General features: G+C 72.8%; 14 protein-coding genes. 7 read left to right on the forward strand and 7 right to left on the reverse strand.

What is annotated here, in order from left to right; genetic code table 11:
- Positions 1 to 194: 194 nt before the first annotated feature.
- Genes ligA through IF47_RS0100155 form a run of 3 tightly spaced genes read right to left on the reverse strand, consistent with a single transcriptional unit; the run spans position 195 to position 4,114 of the window.
- On the reverse strand, positions 195 to 2,381 hold the full coding sequence (gene ligA, locus IF47_RS0100145) for an NAD-dependent DNA ligase LigA (RefSeq protein WP_031505704.1): 2,187 nt from the start codon (positions 2,379 to 2,381) through the stop codon (positions 195 to 197).
- Positions 2,382 to 2,402: 21 nt separating this feature from the next.
- The gene (locus IF47_RS0100150; RefSeq protein ID WP_031505705.1) at positions 2,403 to 3,428 is read right to left on the reverse strand and encodes a methionine synthase; all 1,026 of its coding nucleotides are present in this window, start codon (positions 3,426 to 3,428) and stop codon (positions 2,403 to 2,405) included.
- The gene (locus IF47_RS0100155) at positions 3,425 to 4,114 is read right to left on the reverse strand and encodes an SDR family oxidoreductase (protein ID WP_031505707.1); all 690 of its coding nucleotides are present in this window, start codon (positions 4,112 to 4,114) and stop codon (positions 3,425 to 3,427) included. The genes IF47_RS0100150 and IF47_RS0100155 overlap by 4 nt, the downstream gene beginning before the upstream one ends.
- A 163-nt stretch (positions 4,115 to 4,277) precedes the next feature.
- On the opposite strand from IF47_RS0100155, the gene IF47_RS0100160 reads away from it, so the two are divergent.
- On the forward strand, positions 4,278 to 6,143 hold the full coding sequence (locus tag IF47_RS0100160; RefSeq protein WP_051716791.1) for an NAD-binding protein: 1,866 nt from the start codon (positions 4,278 to 4,280) through the stop codon (positions 6,141 to 6,143).
- Between the two features lie 97 nt (positions 6,144 to 6,240).
- Here IF47_RS0100160 and IF47_RS0100165 read toward each other — a convergent pair whose 3' ends face one another.
- Entirely contained in the window at positions 6,241 to 7,086 is an 846-nt protein-coding gene (locus tag IF47_RS0100165; protein ID WP_051716704.1) for a class I SAM-dependent methyltransferase, read from the reverse strand.
- Positions 7,087 to 7,420: 334 nt separating this feature from the next.
- On the opposite strand from IF47_RS0100165, the gene IF47_RS0100170 reads away from it, so the two are divergent.
- Positions 7,421 to 8,476: a tetratricopeptide repeat protein gene (locus IF47_RS0100170; RefSeq protein WP_031505711.1), complete on the forward strand. Its 1,056-nt coding sequence runs from the start codon at positions 7,421 to 7,423 to the stop codon at positions 8,474 to 8,476.
- A 14-nt stretch (positions 8,477 to 8,490) separates the two neighbouring features.
- Positions 8,491 to 9,603 (forward strand): polyprenyl synthetase family protein, encoded by a 1,113-nt coding sequence (locus tag IF47_RS0100175; RefSeq protein ID WP_425423537.1) that lies wholly within the window; start codon positions 8,491 to 8,493, stop codon positions 9,601 to 9,603.
- Positions 9,604 to 9,615: 12 nt separating this feature from the next.
- Here the strand turns inward: IF47_RS0100175 and IF47_RS0100180 are convergent, their stop codons facing one another.
- Positions 9,616 to 10,095, reverse strand: a complete 480-nt coding sequence (locus IF47_RS0100180; protein ID WP_245640941.1) for an ATP-binding protein — start codon at positions 10,093 to 10,095, stop codon at positions 9,616 to 9,618.
- Between the two features lie 274 nt (positions 10,096 to 10,369).
- Here IF47_RS0100180 and IF47_RS0100185 point away from each other — a divergent pair, with 274 nt between their 5' ends.
- The 3 genes from IF47_RS0100185 to IF47_RS0100195 all read left to right on the forward strand — a co-directional run bounded on the left by IF47_RS0100185 (position 10,370) and on the right by IF47_RS0100195 (position 12,522).
- Positions 10,370 to 11,221: a helix-turn-helix domain-containing protein gene (locus IF47_RS0100185; protein WP_031505716.1), complete on the forward strand. Its 852-nt coding sequence runs from the start codon at positions 10,370 to 10,372 to the stop codon at positions 11,219 to 11,221.
- A gap of 12 nt (positions 11,222 to 11,233) precedes the next feature.
- Positions 11,234 to 11,431, forward strand: a complete 198-nt coding sequence (locus IF47_RS0100190; RefSeq protein WP_031505717.1) for a DUF397 domain-containing protein — start codon at positions 11,234 to 11,236, stop codon at positions 11,429 to 11,431.
- A 146-nt stretch (positions 11,432 to 11,577) separates the two neighbouring features.
- Entirely contained in the window at positions 11,578 to 12,522 is a 945-nt protein-coding gene (locus IF47_RS0100195) for an NADP-dependent oxidoreductase (RefSeq protein ID WP_031505718.1), read from the forward strand.
- Positions 12,523 to 12,702: 180 nt separating this feature from the next.
- Here IF47_RS0100195 and IF47_RS0100200 read toward each other — a convergent pair whose 3' ends face one another.
- Entirely contained in the window at positions 12,703 to 13,524 is an 822-nt protein-coding gene (locus IF47_RS0100200) for an SDR family NAD(P)-dependent oxidoreductase (RefSeq protein WP_031505719.1), read from the reverse strand.
- 115 nt (positions 13,525 to 13,639) lie between these two features.
- Here IF47_RS0100200 and IF47_RS0100205 point away from each other — a divergent pair, with 115 nt between their 5' ends.
- Complete coding sequence (locus IF47_RS0100205; protein ID WP_031505721.1) at positions 13,640 to 14,239, forward strand: TetR/AcrR family transcriptional regulator; 600 nt, start codon at positions 13,640 to 13,642, stop codon at positions 14,237 to 14,239.
- 158 nt (positions 14,240 to 14,397) lie between these two features.
- Here IF47_RS0100205 and mnmA read toward each other — a convergent pair whose 3' ends face one another.
- Positions 14,398 to 15,552, reverse strand: coding sequence for a tRNA 2-thiouridine(34) synthase MnmA (gene mnmA / locus IF47_RS0100210; protein ID WP_031505723.1), 1,155 nt, complete (start codon positions 15,550 to 15,552; stop codon positions 14,398 to 14,400).
- Positions 15,553 to 15,585 lie beyond the last annotated feature (33 nt).

Raw genomic sequence — 15,585 nt, forward strand, 5'->3', positions numbered from 1 at the left:
CGGCAGGCGCACCCCATCAACAGTAGGGCGCGGACGGCCGTCAGGGGCAGTGATCGATCGGGGTTGCCCGAATGCCGACCGGTCGCTCGCATCCGTCTGATAAGCGCCGCGCGGTTCGGTGACATCACTCCCAACGCCACTCCCAACGCCACTGTCGTGTGGGGATCTTGACGGTGTGAAGGGAATCCGCCGTTCTACTCCGCCGTCTGCTCCTCGGAGGCTTCCGCGGCCGGGACGGCCACGCCCCGTGCGGCGTCGGGCCCCTGCTCGAGGAGGACCGCGAACCCGTCGTCGTCCAGGATGGGCACCTTCAACTGCAAGGCCTTGTCGTACTTCGATCCAGGACTGTCACCCGCCACAACGAATCCGGTCTTCTTCGATACAGAACCGGTCACTTTCGCGCCTCGGCTCTGGAGGGCCTCTTTCGCGCCATCCCGCGTGTACGAGCGGAGGGTTCCGGTGACGACGACGGTGACGCCCTCCAGCGGGCGCGGCCCACCCTCGTCGCCGCCCTCCTCCTCCATCCGGACCCCGGCGGCCCGCCACTTCTCGACGATCTCGCGGTGCCACTCCTCGGCGAACCACGCCTTGAGCGAGGCGGCGATGGTCGGGCCGACCCCCTCGGTGGCCGCCAACTCCTCCTCGGAGGCCGCGGCGATCCGGTCCAGCGAGCGGAACTCCCGGGCCAGCGCCTCGGCCGCCACCGGGCCGACGTGACGGATCGACAGGCCGGTGATGACCCGGGCCAGCGGTCGCTGCTTGGCCGCCTCGATGTTCTCCAGCATGGCCAGGGTGTTCTTCTTCGGCTTGCCCTCGCGGTTGGCGAAGAGGGTGACGACCTTCTCCTCGCCCGTCTTCGGGTCCCGCTTGGGCAGACCGCTGTCCGGGTCCAGGACGTACGTCTTGATGGGCAGCAGTTGTTCGAGGGTCAGCCCGAACAGGTCGCCCTCGTCCCTCAGCGGCGGCTCGGCCGGCTCCAACGGCTGGGTGAGCGCGGTGGCCACCACATACCCGAAGTGCTCGATGTCCAGGCACTTGCGGCCCGCGAGGTAGAAGAGACGCTCACGCAACTGGCCCGGGCAGGAACGGGAGTTGGGGCAGCGCAGATCGACGTCGCCCTCCTTCGCGGGCTTGAGCGGGGTGCCGCACTCGGGGCAGTCGGCGGGCATCACGAACTCCCGCTCGCTGCCGTCCCGCAGGTCGGCCACCGGGCCCAGGATCTCGGGGATGACGTCGCCCGCCTTGCGCAGCGCGACGGTGTCCCCGATCAGCACGCCCTTGGCCTTCACCACGTCCTGGTTGTGGAGGGTGGCGAACTCCACCTCGGAGCCCGCCACCGTCACCGGCTCCACCACGGCGAACGGCGTGGCCCGTCCGGTGCGGCCGATGCTCACCTTGATGTCCAGCAGCCTGGTGTTGACCTCCTCCGGCGGGTACTTCCAGGCCACCGCCCAGCGCGGCGCCCGGGAGGTGGAGCCCAGCCGCCCCTGGAGGGGGATCTCGTCCAGCTTGACGACGACCCCGTCGATCTCGTGCTCCACCGAGTGGCGGCGCTCGCCGTAGTGCGCGATGAACTCCCGCACCTCCGCCATGGAACCGACCACCCTGGCGTGCGGGGAGGTCGGCAGCCCCCACTCGCGCAGCAGCTCGTACGCGTGCGACAGCCGGTCGATGTCGAAGCCCTCCCGAGCGCCGATGCCGTGCACCACCATGTGCAGCGGGCGCTCGGCGGTGACCCTGGGGTCCTTCTGGCGCAGCGAACCGGCCGCCGCGTTGCGCGGGTTGGCGAACGCCGGCTTGCCCCCCTCGACCAGCCGCGCGTTCAGCTCCTCGAAGCGCTCCATGGGGATGAACACCTCGCCGCGGATCTCCACCAGCTCCGGGATCCGCTCGCCGCGCAGCCGCTCGGGGACGTCCGCGACGGTGCGGATGTTGGGCGTGATGTCCTCACCGGTGCGCCCGTCGCCCCGCGTCGCGGCGCGGGTCAGCCTGCCGCGCTCGTACGTCAGGTTGACCGCGAGCCCGTCCACCTTCAGCTCGCACAGGAAGTGGTGGGGGACGTCGCCCAGCTCGCGCGCGATCCGGTCGGCCCAGCCGTCCAGCTCCGCCTCGTCGAAGACGTTGTCCAGCGACAGCATCCGCTCGCGGTGCTCGACGGAGGTGAACTCCGTCTCGTACTCGCCCGCCACCTTCTGACTCGGCGAGTCGGGCGTGGCCAGCTCCGGATACTCGGCCTCCAGCGCCTGCAGCTCGCGCATCAGGGCGTCGAACTCGGCGTCGCTGACGACGGGCGTGGTCACGTAGTACCGGAAACGGTGCTCCTCGATCTCCTGAGCCAGCCGCGCGTGCCTCTCGCGCACCGTACTGTCCGGGCTTTTCATCTCCACGAAACCAGCCTCCCGTTACTCGGGGTCGTCTTCGAGCGACCGTGCGGCCCGGACGCAGTGCTCGAGCGCGGCCCGCGCGTACGCGGGGGAGGCGCCCGCCAGCCCGCAGGCCGGGGTGACCACCACCGACCGCGCGAGCAGCTCCGGCGACAGCCCCAGTCTGCGCCGCAGCGTCCTGACGGGCATGACGCTACCGGCAGGGTCCGACAACGCCCCCGAGGACGTCCCCGTGGCGGGCACGACGCCCGCGAACAGTGCCGTGCCGCCCTCGACCGCCTCGCCGATCGCCTCGTCGTCACGTTCCGTGATCAGGGAGACGTCGAAGGAGATCGCGCCGGCGCCCGCCCGCCGCAGCAGCGCGAAGGGCACGCCGGGCGCGCAGGAGTGCACCACCACGGGAGCGCCCCCGGTCGCCTCCCCGGCCGCCTCGATCACCTGCCGCAGGGCCTGTTCCACGACGGCCCGGTCCACCGCCCGGTGGGTGCGGTACCCGCTGGCGGTGGGCACCCGCCCGGTCAGCACCGCGGTCAGCGACGGCTCGTCGAGCTGGAGGACCACCGTCGCGCCCGGCACCCGGCGCCGCACCTCGGCCAGGTGCTCGCGCACCCCCTCGGCCAGGGACTCGGCCAGGTAGCGGCAGGCGCCGGCGTCGCCGAGCATCGCCTCGCCGCCGCGGCGCTCCAGCGAGGCCGCCATCGTCCACGGCCCCACGACGGAGACCTTCAGCGCCCCGGTGTACCCCTGGGTGAACTCCTCCAGGGCGTCCAGGTCCTCGCCCAGCCAGGAGCGGGCGCGCCGCGTGTCGCGCCCCGGGGCGTCGCCGACCCGCCAACCGCTGGGCTCCAGGCGGGCGTACAGCTCCACCAGCAGTCCGGCCGTCCGTCCGATCATGTCCGCGCCGGGGCCGCGCGCGGGCAGCTCCGGAAGGTACGGGAACTCCCCGAGGACGCCGGTGACGACCCGCACCGCCTCCCGGACGTCCGTGCCGGGCATCGACCCGATCCCGGTGGCGGCGGCCCGCCCCCACACGTGCTCGCTCACGCCGCCGGCCTCACCCTCAGATCGGTGATCTCGGCGCTCGTGGGGAGGTCGAGGGCCGTCAGGATCGTGTCGGCCACCGCCTCGGGCGGAATCCAGCGCTCCGGGTCGTACTCCCTGCCCTCCTGCCGGTGCACCTTGGCCTGCATCGGCGTGGCGGTGCGGCCGGGGTAGACGGAGGTGACGCGCACCCCGTTCGCCTTCTCCTCGGCGCGGAGCGAGTCGGCGAGCGCCTTCAGCCCGTGCTTGCTGGCGGCGTACGCGCCCCAGTCGGCGTTCGCGTTCAGGCCGGCGCCGGAGTTGACGAAGACCACGTGGCCGCGCGCCAGGCGGAGCTGCGGCAGCAGCAGCCGGGTCAGCTCGGCCGGGCCGACCAGGTTGGCCGCCAGGGTGGCGTTCCAGATCTTCGGCGTCAGCTCCCCGATCGGGCCGAGGTCCACCACCCCGGCGACGTGCAGCAGGGAGTCCACCTCCCGCGGCGGTTCCTGGTGGGACAGCGCCCACGACAGGCGCTCGGGCTCGGCCAGGTCCCCGACGAGGGTGCGGGCGCCGGGAAAGCGTTCGGCCAGTTCCCTCGCGCGTCTCGCGTTCCGCGCCAGCAGCCACAACTCGTCGCCGCGTTCGCTCAGCCGCTCGGCGAGCACGGCCCCGATGCCGGAGCCCGCCCCGGTGATCACATGCGTTCCCATGAACTCCATCGTCCCACCCGTCGTCCCGTGCGTCGGGCACGGCGCCGCTCGTCGTGGTCCAATGCGGCTCATGGCCGACTCCACCCCGCCACGCCCCCGCTCTCCTTTCCCCGACCGTCGCCCGGTGCCCACCGTGCCCACCACGTCCGCGCGGGCCGGCCACATGGTCGTCTGCGGCGACAACTCCCTGGCCCAGCGGCTGGTGCGGGAGCTCGCCTCCGTCTACCGGCAGCGGGTCACCGTGGTGCTGCCCTCGCTGCGCGGCGGCGACCAGGGACCGCAGATCGCCGCGCTGGTCGGCGATCCGCGGCTGGACGTGCGGGCGGTGGAGGCCCAGGTGCCGGACGACGACGCCCTGCGCGCGGCCGGCATCGAGCACGCCACCGCCCTGGCGCTGACCTCCGGCGACGACCAGATCAACATCCACACCGCGCTGCGCGCCCGCCGCATCAACCCCGAACTGCGGTTGGTCATCCGGATGTTCAACCGCACCCTGGGCAGTTACCTGGAGGACCTCCTCGACCGGACGATCGCCGCCCGCGTCCCCGGCATGGACCAGCCGGCCGTGGACGCCTCCACCACCGTCCTGTCCGACGCCGACACCGCCGCGCCCTCCCTGGTGGCGGCGGCGGTGGTCGGCAGCGAGAAGATCATCCAGGCGGACGGGCTGCTGCTGCGGGCCAAGGAGCGCACCATCGGCACCGCCGACCGGCGCGATCCGCTGTGCACCCTCGCGCTGCTGCCCGACGCCCCGGACTCCGACGAGGGCGACGTCTACACCGATCCCGAGGACCACGACGGCCCGATCCTGCTCCCCGATCCCCTGGAACTGGAGGACCTGCCGCCCGAGCGCGGCGCGGTCGTGCTGGAGGCGATCACCCACCGCCCCGGCGGGCCGGGCGTCCCCACCCGCGTCCCCCGGCTGCCGGTGGGCACCTTCTTCTCCCGGCGGCTGCGCGTCTCCTTGATCGCGTTCACCGCCGTGGTGGTGCTGCTGGCCGCGGCCAACTGGTACGTCACCCGCGAACTCCCCCTGCACGCCGCCTACGTCACGCTGCTCAACGTCCTGTCGATCAACGATCCGGCCGTCGGGGAGTCCACCGGGGAGCAGCTCCTGCAACTGACGGGCGCCATCGCCGGGACGGCGCTGCTGCCGCTGCTGTTCGCCGTGGTGCTGGAGAGCTACGGCACCTTCCGCCAGGCGGCCACCCTGCCGCCCCCGCCGCGCCGCATCGAGCGGCACGTCGTCCTGCTGGGGCTGGGCAAGGTCGGCACCCGCGTGCTGGACCGACTGTTGGAGATGGGCATTCCGGTGGTGTGCATCGAGCGCGACCCCGAGGCCCGCGGCATCGCCGTGGCCCGCGCGCGGCGGGTGCCGACCCTGATCGCGGACGTCACCGAGGGCGGTGTGCTGGAGGAGGCCGGGATCGCCCGCAGCCGGGCGCTGCTGGCCCTCACCAGCGACAGCGGCACCAACCTGGAGGCCACCCTCTACGCCCGCCAGGTCAACCCCGGCCTGCGGGTGGTGATGCGCCTGTTCGACGACGAGTTCGCCGCCACCGTCTACCGCACCCTGCGCGACACCTACCCCGCCGCGCAGACCCACAGCCGCAGCGTGTCGGCGCTGGCCGCCCCGGCCTTCGCCGGCGCCATGATGGGACGTCAGGTGCTGGGCGCCATACCGGTCGGCCGTCGGGTGCTGGTCTTCGCCGTGGTGTCGGTGGAGGGCAACCGGCTGCTGGAGGGCCACACCGTCGGCGAGGCGTCCCGGCGCGGCGCCTGGCGGATCGTGGCCCTGGACACCGCGCCGCCCGACCGGCGCCGCGCCGACCTGACCGCCTTCCCGTCCGACTCCCGGACGTACACCCTCACCGGCGATCTGGCCTGGCGGCTGCACGACGGCTACCTGATGACGGCCGGCGACCGCGTGGTGGTCGCCGCCACCCGCGAGGGCCTGGGCACCCTGCTGGCGGGCGGCGACCCCCAGGGCGCGGACACCGGCGCTCCGGCGCCGGCGCCCGCGCGGTGAACCGGGCCCGTCCGCGTCACCGGCTCCGTCACCCGGAGCACCCGGAGCACCCGGAGCACCCGGAGCACCCGGAGCGCGGACGGCTTCCCGGCGTGCCTCAGCCCGGCACGCCCGCGCTCGCGCCTCCTCCCGGTGCGGGGTCCGAGGCCGGCGCCGGCACCGGGTGGGTGACGCGGATCTTGGACTGGCCGTGCGGGAGCCGTTCCCAGTCGTCCATGAAGCGCGCTTCGAGTCCGTGGCTGGCCGCGAGGTCGGTCAGCGTCTCGGTGCGGTAGTAGAAGTCCTCGCGCAGCACGTGGTGTTCGCGGCCCTCGGTGCGGTCGAAGGTGAAGTCGAAGAAGCCGCCGGGCGCGAGGATCCGTCCCACGTTCTCCAGGCACTGGTCGATGACGTGCAGCGGCGAGTGGGAGAAGACGCTGTGGGCGTGGACGACGGTGAAGTGTCCGTCGGGCAGGAAGTCTAAGGTCAGGTCGTCGGCGATCGCCAGGTGGGGCAGTTTGTCCTGGAGGCCGTGGCGCACCAGGGTCCGCTGGGCCTCGACGAGGATGTGGGGCGATATGTCGATTCCGTAGTAGTGGCCCGGCTCCAGGTGGTCGATGAACAGCCGACCCGCCCGCAGGTTGCCGCAGCCGATCTCCAGCATCCGGTCCTCCGGCCGCAGACCGTGCCCGACGAGGTAGTCGAACTGCATCCGCCCGATCGCCTCCCAGCGCTCGGGGGACGCCTTCCCGCCGACCGCCGCCTCGGGGCTGCGGGCGGCGTCGGAGGCCATCACGGCCCGGTAGTACGCGATGTGGTCGCGGTGCCTCGCCCACAGCCAGGCGTCCCGGGCGGCCCGGCGCAGGTGGGCGGGGATTCGCTCGGGGTGGTGGAGCGCGTAGCGCGCCTTGTGGGCGAGGGCGGCGCGGTTCCGGGTGAGTCGGGAGGGGGTCGCGGTTCGCATGGGCACCTCCGTGTGGCTCGGATGGCGAGCCGTGGCGCCAGTATGGGCGGGACGGCCCCGTCGCACTTCCCCACTGCTCCGAACGAGTGCGTTCCCGCACCGCGGGTCTCCGAGGCGGGAGCAACCTGTTCCGCGCGGCACACGTCCTGTCCCCCGCGGGAATGATCAACGGACCGGCCCACGTCCTCCAGGGGTTCGGCGGGCCCGCCCACCCAGCTATACACTCCGCGTATACACGTGGCGTATACGCGCACGGCACACGTGCCGTCCGGACGGGGACGCGAAAGGCGACTCCCGCTCGTCCCACCCGTCCGGCGGCGGAAGGAAAGGCAGCATGTACGGCAAGGCATTCGCCCCCGAGTACCAGGGCGCCCTGACCACACTGTCGGTGAACGCGTCCCTGGTCGACGTGCTGGCGGCGGGCACCGAACGGCTGAGGGCGGCGGAACGGGACGGAGCCGCCGCCGAGGTGGCCCGCTCCGGGCTGGCGGTCGCCGAGGCGCACCGCAGGCTGGGGAACGTGGCCGAGGCCGACCGCGCCTGGAAGGCGAGCTACCGCGCCGCCCGCACGGCCGGGGACATCGCCGCCATGGCGTGGGCCCTGTGGAGCGGCGGCACCCTGGCCCGCCAGCGCGGCGCTCTGGCCCTCTCCCGGCGGCTGCTCGCCCTCGCGGCCGAACTCGGCGAGCGGGGCGGGGACGTCGTGGCACGCGGGTACTCGCTCGCGGGCCTGGCGGAGACCGGACGCATCCAGGGCGACTACGAGGCCGTGGGCGCGCTGCACGAACAGCTCCTGGCCGAGGCGCGCGAGCGGGGCGAGGCGCGGCACACGGTGTGGGCACTGGAGGGCATCGCGCAGATGCACCGCAACAACGGCTCGTACGACTCGGCGTACGCGATGTTCGCCGAGGCGGCCGAGATAGCCGCGCGGGCCGACGACCGGCGGGGCCACGCCTGGGCCCTGCGCGGCCTGGCCGACATCGTCTCCGCCCGCGACGGGGACACCGACCGCGCCCTGGAGCTGCTGAGCGAGGCCGAGGCGACCTGCCGGGAGATGCATCTGGTCGGCGCGCTCGCCTACAACCGCAAGATGCGGGGCAACGTCCTGTACCGCGCCGCCCGTTGGGACGAGGCCCACGCGACGTACGAGCGGGCCCTCGCGGAGTTCCGGGAGATGGACGAGCCCAGGGGCGAGGCGCTCGCCCGGCTGGGGCTGGTCAAGTCCCTGGCCCGACTGGGCCGCGACCGCGCGGAGACCGCCGCCGACCTGGCCGCCCTCGCCCGCGACCTGGAGCGGATCGGGCTGCGGCACTCCCGGCGCATGGTGTCGGCCGCGTACGAGGAGCTGGGCATAGAGCACCGGACCGCGGGATCGGAGTCCGGGCGGTGACGGCGGCGGCTTCGGTGACCTCGACGGGCCCGACGGGGCCGGTCACGGCGGACTCGGCGCACTCGGCGGACTCGACGGCCGGCGGCACGCCCACGGTCCAGCCCACGGCCCCGGACGTCCTGGAACGCTGCCGGCTTCTGGTGCGGCCCGTGCTGGAGAAGGCCGTCGAGCGGCTGCACCCGTGGCCCGCCGAGATGGCCGCGTACGCCCTGGGCTGGTGCGAGGTGGGCGGCGCGCCCGCCTCCGGCGCGACGGGCAAGGGACTGCGGCAGGCGCTGGCCGTGCTCGGTGCCGAGGCCGTCGGCGCCCCCGGCGAGGCGGGTGCGGCGGGCGCGGTCGCGGTGGAGTTGGTGCACACCTTCTCCCTCCTCCACGACGACATCATGGACGGCGACGCGACCCGGCGGCGCCGCCCCACGGTGTGGAAGGCGTACGGGACGGGCCCGGCGGTGCTGGCGGGCGACGCGCTGTTCGCCCTCGCGGTGGAGACGCTGGCCGGCGCGGAGGGCGTCCACGCTCCGGCGGCCGTCCGGCTGCTGGCGGCTTCCCTGACCGATCTGGTGCGAGGTCAGGCCGACGACCTGCTGTTCGAGTCGCGCCCCTGGCGGGGCCCCGAGGCGGTGCGGCCCGACGAGTACCGGGCGATGGCCGAGCACAAGACGGGAGCCCTGCTGGGCTGCGCCGGCGCGCTGGGCGCCCTGCTCGCCGGGGCGCCCGAGGAGACCGTCGCGGCACTGGACCGGGCGGGCCGGCACTTGGGCGTCGCCTTCCAGATCGTGGACGACGTCCTGGGCGTCTGGGGCGACCCCCGCGTCACGGGAAAGCCCGCGCACGGCGACCTGCGCCGCCGTAAGAAGACGCTGCCGGTGCTGGCCGCCCTGAGCGCGGACAGCCCGGCCGCCCGGCGGCTCGCCGAACTCCTGGAGGCCGAGGACGCCCTCGATCCCGAGGGCGTCCGCACGGCGGCCACGCTGATCGAGGAGGCGGGTGGCCGCTCGGCCGCGCGGGCCGAGGCACGCCACCGGCTCGCCGAGGCGCACGCCTGCCTGGAGTCGGTGCCGCTGGCCCCGCGACCGCTGGGCGACCTGCGGACGCTGCTGGACTTCCTGCCGCACCGCCGGATGTGAGCCCGCGCCCTCTCACGCGACGGTCACGGACACGGGTGAGGGCGGTGGCTCGCCCCAGGCCAGTTCGAACCAGACGGTCTTGCCGCCCGGTGCGCCCTTCTCCGCGAGGTCGCCGGCGTCCGGGCAGCCGCCCCACCGGTCGGCGAGCACGTCGAGGATCAGCAGCCCGCGTCCGCGCTCCCGGTCGGGCGGCGGTGGAGGCGAGACGGGCGAGGGGATCTTCGGATCGGCGTCCCACACGCTGACGCGGAGGACGGGGTAGAGCCACTGGAGCCGTACGGCGGGGGCGTGCTCGGCGTACCGGACGGAGTTGGTGGCCAACTCGGAGGTCAACAACTCGGCGCGGTAGGCGAGTTCGTGGAGTCCGTGAGCGGTCAGCACGGCGCGCAGGGTGGTTCTGGCGACCCCGGGACCGCGCGGGTCGCGGGGGAAGCGCAGTTCGTACTCCCAAGGGTGGTCGAACGGGATCGGCGACAGAAGAGGCGTGCTCACGCGGTTCCTCCGGCGAGATGGGTGTCGATCGCGCCGTGCGATCGCGTCACGGTGGGGGCACGGGGCGGTGGCCTGCCGTTTCGCCCTCCCGGACAGGACGAACGGTGCGCTTCCGCTGCGCGCTGGGCGGTACGGCGCGGTGGTGTGGTGCCTCACCGTAGAGGCATTTTCATAACCCGTGCTACCGAAGTAATCAGAACGAGTTAACCGTCGGTGATCTTGTGGACCGCCGCACCGACCGTCGGCAGACTGTGCGCGGACGAGGAGAGAGCACATGGCACCACGACAGACCCCGACGGTCCTCCAACGCCGGTTCGGCGCCGAGTTGAGGCGGCTGCGCGAGGAAACCGGCATGTCCGCGGAGACCGCGGCCGGCCTGCTGGGGACGAGCCGGACGATGATCTCCAACATCGAAGCCGGACGTTTCGGAATCAGCGAGGAGCGTCTGCGCCGCCTGGCGAGCATCTACGAGTGCGCCGACCAGGCACTCGTGGACACCCTGGCCGGGATGACCGGAGGTCGGAGGGTGCACTGGTGGGAGGAGTACCGGGGCAAGATCCCGCCGGACTTCCTCGACGTGTCCGAGATCGAGCACTACGCGGTGCGATTGCGCACGGTCCAGACCGCTCACCTCCCGGGCCTGTTCCAGACCGAGGACCACGCGAGGGCGATCTTCGAACTCTTCGTTCCGCCGCTGCCGCGTCTCGAAGTGGAGCTGCGCGTGGCGCATCGCCTCGCGCGACAGGCCGTGGTCACCGGCGACAGGGCGGTCCCCTACGTGGGCGTCATCCACGAGGCCGCGCTGAGGATGCGGTTCGGCGGCAGGAAGGCCACCCGAGCACAGCTCAACCGCCTGCTGGAGGAGAGCGACCGCGACAACGTCACTTTCCTGGTGATCCCGTTCGAGGCCGGCGGGTTTCCGATGGCCGGGGACTCCGTTCTCTACGCGGAGGCACCGAACCCGCGCCTTGATACCGTGCACATGGACTCGCCCACCGGCGCGGTGTTCATCGACTCGCCAACGCAACTGGCCAACTTCCGAACCCGCTTGGACCTGATCGAGAAAGTCGCGCTGGCTCCCGAGGCGTCGAGGGACTTCATCAACGCGATCGTCAGAGACCTGTGAGAGGTGCCGGCCATGCCCGAACTCGTGTGGACCAAGTCGTCCTTCTCCGAAGCGGGCGGCAACAACTGCGTGGAGGTGGCCGCCGACGGCGACGGCATAGCCATACGCGAGAGCACCGACCCCGCCCGCGCCCTCACCGCCGACCGCGCCGCCTTCCGCGCTCTCCTGCGAGGGGTGAAGGATGGAGCCTTCGACCGTCTCGCGGAGTAGTGCCCCGGCACGACCGGTGACGGCGACCGCCGAACTCGGGATGACCCACACGGCGGACGGCCCACCGTGAGAACGCCCCCGCTCCCGTACCACTCCAGCACCAAGGAATCGGGCGAAACGCCATAAATCCACTTATGGTGGTCTCCATGCGTGCCCTGACACTGGACTCCGTCCCCTCCACCCCGGCCGTGACCGAGGTCGAGACGCCCCGTCCCGAGGCGGGCGAACTGCTGGTGCGGGTGGCCGCCGCCTCCCTCAACGGTCTCGACGCCGAGACCGCCGCGGGCACGTTCCTGGAGGTGGAGAAGCACCGCTTCCCCCTGGTGCTCGGCAAGGACTTCGTCGGCACCGTCGACGCCCTGGGCGCGGGCGTGCGGGGCTTCCAGGTCGGGGACGCGGTCTTCGGGGTGGTGACGAAGCCGTTCGAGGGCGCCGGCTCGCTCGCCGAGTACGGGACCGTGTCCGCCGACTACGGCGTCACCCACGTCCCGGCCGGTCTGGCCGCGGCGGACGCGGCGGCGCTGGGTCTGGCCGGTACCGCCGCCTGGGACTGCGTGACCGCCGTGGCCGTGCGACCGGGTGAGACGCTGCTGATCTCGGGGGCGTCGGGCGGCGTCGGGACGTTCGCCGTGCAGTACGCGGCGGCGCGCGGCGCGAAGCTGATCGCGACCGCCCGGCCGGGCGCCGAGAGCGAGTTCATCACCTCCCTGACGGACGCGGACGCGGAGCTGCGTCTGATCGACTACACCGACGACGTGGCCTGGCAGGTCCGCGAGGCCGCCCCGAAGGGCGTGGACACGGCGTTGCACCTGGCCGGCGACGGCCTGCTGCTGGCCAGTCTGCTGCGCGCGGGCGGACGGATCGCCTCCACGCTCGGCCTGGGTCCGGACAACGTCGGGGACCAGTCCGTCACCGCGCACGCGGTGGTGGCGCGGCCGAACAGGGCGACGCTGGACCGGCTGGCCGCCGACGTGGCCTCGGGCACGATCCGGGTCCCGGTGACCGCCACCTATCCCCTGGACCGGGCCGTCGAGGCGTTCGAGGCCTTCACCGCGGGCGCGATGGGCAAGATCGTCGTCACCATGGTCTGATTCGCCACCCCGGCCCGACGGTCAGGGCGATGGGCCGTCGCCCCACCGTCGGGAGCCCCGGCACGGTGACGAGTCAGGGCGGCCCTCGGGAGTGTCCGAACGGACATCGGCGGCAACCACTGACCCGGATCATGGTCCGGCCGTGGCCGCAAGGGCGTCGACGCGGTCCGCGGGACCTTGTCAGCCCGGGGCGATCCGGCTGAGGTGCTCCCAGGACCGGTACAGATCCGCTTGGGCCCGGCCCATCTCCAAGACGTGATCGAAGGACCGGCTGCCGACGATCAGCCGTCGGGGCGGGTCCGGCAGTGCGGCCAGCTCCATGATGACCGGAGCGGCGGTGACCGGCTCCGGGGCGACGGCGTCGCCCCACATCGCCTCCATCTCGGTGCGCAGGGGCTGATACCACTCCAGGGGTTCGGTGGTCGTGGTGCCGGTGGTGAACAGGCCGGTGTCGTAGCCGCCCATCTGCACGACGGTGACCTTGATGCCGAACCCTTCGACCTCCATCGCCAGCGCCTCGCTGACCGAGTCCAGCGCGGCCTTGCCCGCGCCGTAGAAGCCGACGGTGGCCATGCCGCCGCCGCTGCCCATCGAGGTGATCTGGAGGAGCCGTCCCCCGCCTTGGGCGCGCAGGTGCGGAAGGACCGCCTGAGCCACCCACACGGCGCCGAAGAAGTTCACATCCATGTGCGCCCGGATCTGCTCCTCCGTGGCTTCCTCCACCATGCCGTAAAGCATCACACCGGCGTTGTTGACGACGACGTCCAGCCTGCCGAACGCGGCTGCCGCCCGCTCCACCCCGTCGAACACGCCCTGACGGTCGGCGACGTCCAACGGAAGCGGGACCAGGCGGCCGGGATACTTCTCGGTCAGCTCCTCCAGGGGCTCGACGTCGCGGGCGGCGGCCACCACTCGATCGCCGCCCGCCAAGGCGGCCTCGGCGAAAGCCCTGCCCAGGCCGCGGGATGCGCCGGTGATGAGCCAGACTCTTGCGTTCGTCATGACATCTCACTCTCAGTAAAGAAAACGGCTCGTCTCGGTTCGTTGCGACTCTAGGGCATCACTCGAAGCCTTGCAATACGGACCGTCTCGTTTTGTTCAGGGGTAGGCTGGGCGCATGTCGAACACGAAGGGTCCGGACCACTCCCGGCGCAGAGAACGGTCCCGGCAGGCGATCCTCGCGGCCACCCGCGCCCTGGTCGCGGAGGAGGCGTACGAGAAGGTCACGATCGAGGCCATCGCCGCCCGTGCCGGCGTCGGCAAGCAGACGATCTATCGGCGGTGGCCGTCGAAGAGCGCGGTCGTCTTCGCCGCCCTGCTGGCACTGAGTGAGGATGCGGACGGGCAGTCGGTCGCGCTGCCGGACACGGGCGACCTGGAGGCCGACCTCAAGCTCGTCATGCGTGCCACGGTGGAGGAGTTCGCCGACCCGTCCTTCGACAGGCTGATCCGGGCCCTCAACACCGAGATCGCCAACGATGCAGCGCTGGCGGCCGAGTACCGCGAGAAGCTGGCCCGGCCGCTGGACGAGGTGAAGAAAGCGCGCTTGCGCAGCGCTCAGAAGGCCGGCCAACTCGACGCCGACGCCGACCTCGACCTGGTCCTCGAAGTGCTCTACGCCCCCCTCTTCCAGCGGTGGCTGCACCGCAGCGGTCCACTGACCGCCGCATACGCCGACTCACTTGTCGACGCGACTCTCAGGGCTTTCGGCCCCTGAACGGGAGTGCGTCCACACCCGCGGAGCTCGGCCCGGTCGGCTCGGCCGTCCTCCTCGCGAGACGGTTCTCCGGCGACCGCCTCGGGCTTGTCTGTACGGGTCACCCGCGCCGGACAGCCCAAGACCCCGCTCGGGACAGCGCTACAGGAACGTCGGATTCAACTGACGGCAACCTTGCCCCGACGCTCGGTGGTGGCGATGGTGGCCGAGCCGACGACGCGGGTGCCGTCGTAGAGGACGATCGCCTGCCCCGGGGCGACGCCGCGGACCGGCTCGGTGAAGGTCACCCGCAGCTCGGGGCCGTCCGAGCCGTCCACCGGCTCCGCCGTCACCGGCGTCTCGCCGCCGTGGGCGCGGAGCTGGGCGGTGTAGGCGCCGGGGCCGGTGGGCGGGGCGCCGCACCAGCGGGGGCGGATGGCGGTCAGGGCGACCACGTCCAGGGAGGAGGCCGGGCCGACGGTGACGGTGTTGTCCACCGGGGAGATGTCCAGGACGTAGCGCGGCTTGCCGTCGGGGGCCGGGTGGCCGATGCGCAGCCCCTTGCGCTGCCCGACGGTGAAGCCGTACGCGCCGGAGTGGGTGCCGAGCCTGTTGCCGTCCTCGTCGACGATGTCGCCCTCGGCAGTGCCCAGGTGCCTGGCCAGGAAGCCCTGGGTGTCGCCGTCGGCGATGAAGCAGATGTCGTGGCTGTCGGGCTTGCGGGCCACGGCCAGCCCGCGGCGCTCGGCCTCGGCGCGGATCTCCTCCTTGGTGGTGGGGGTGTCGCCGAGGGGGAACATGGCGTGGGCGAGCTGCTTGTCGTCGAGCACGCCCAGGACGTAGCTCTGGTCCTTGGCCAGGTCCGCGGCGCGGTGCAGCTCGCGGGTGCCGTCCTCCCGGACCACGACGGTGGCGTAGTGGCCGGTGCACACCGCGTCGAAGCCCAGCGCCAGGGCCTTGTCCAGCAGCGCCGCGAACTTGATCTTCTCGTTGCAGCGCAGGCACGGGTTGGGCGTGCGGCCCGCCTCGTACTCGGCGATGAAGTCCTCCACCACGTCTTGGCGGAAGCGGTCGGCGAGGTCCCACACGTAGAAGGGGATGCCGATGACGTCGGCGGCGCGGCGGGCGTCGCGGGAGTCCTCGATCGTGCAGCAGCCGCGGGCTCCGGTGCGGAAGGACTGCGGGTTCGCCGACAGGGCGAGGTGGACGCCGGTGACGTCGTGGCCCGCTTCCACCGCACGGGCGGCGGCGACGGCGGAGTCGACCCCACCGGACATGGCGGCGAGGACGCGGAGGCGGGGCGCGGGGTTCGGCGCGTGCGGCGTGTCAGTCATAGCGTTCCCAGGGTACGGGGCCGTGCGCGGCCC

Origin of the sequence: Streptomyces megasporus (genome assembly GCF_000718985.1) — a bacterium.
Taxonomy (GTDB): Bacteria; Actinomycetota; Actinomycetes; order Streptomycetales; family Streptomycetaceae; genus Streptomyces; species Streptomyces megasporus.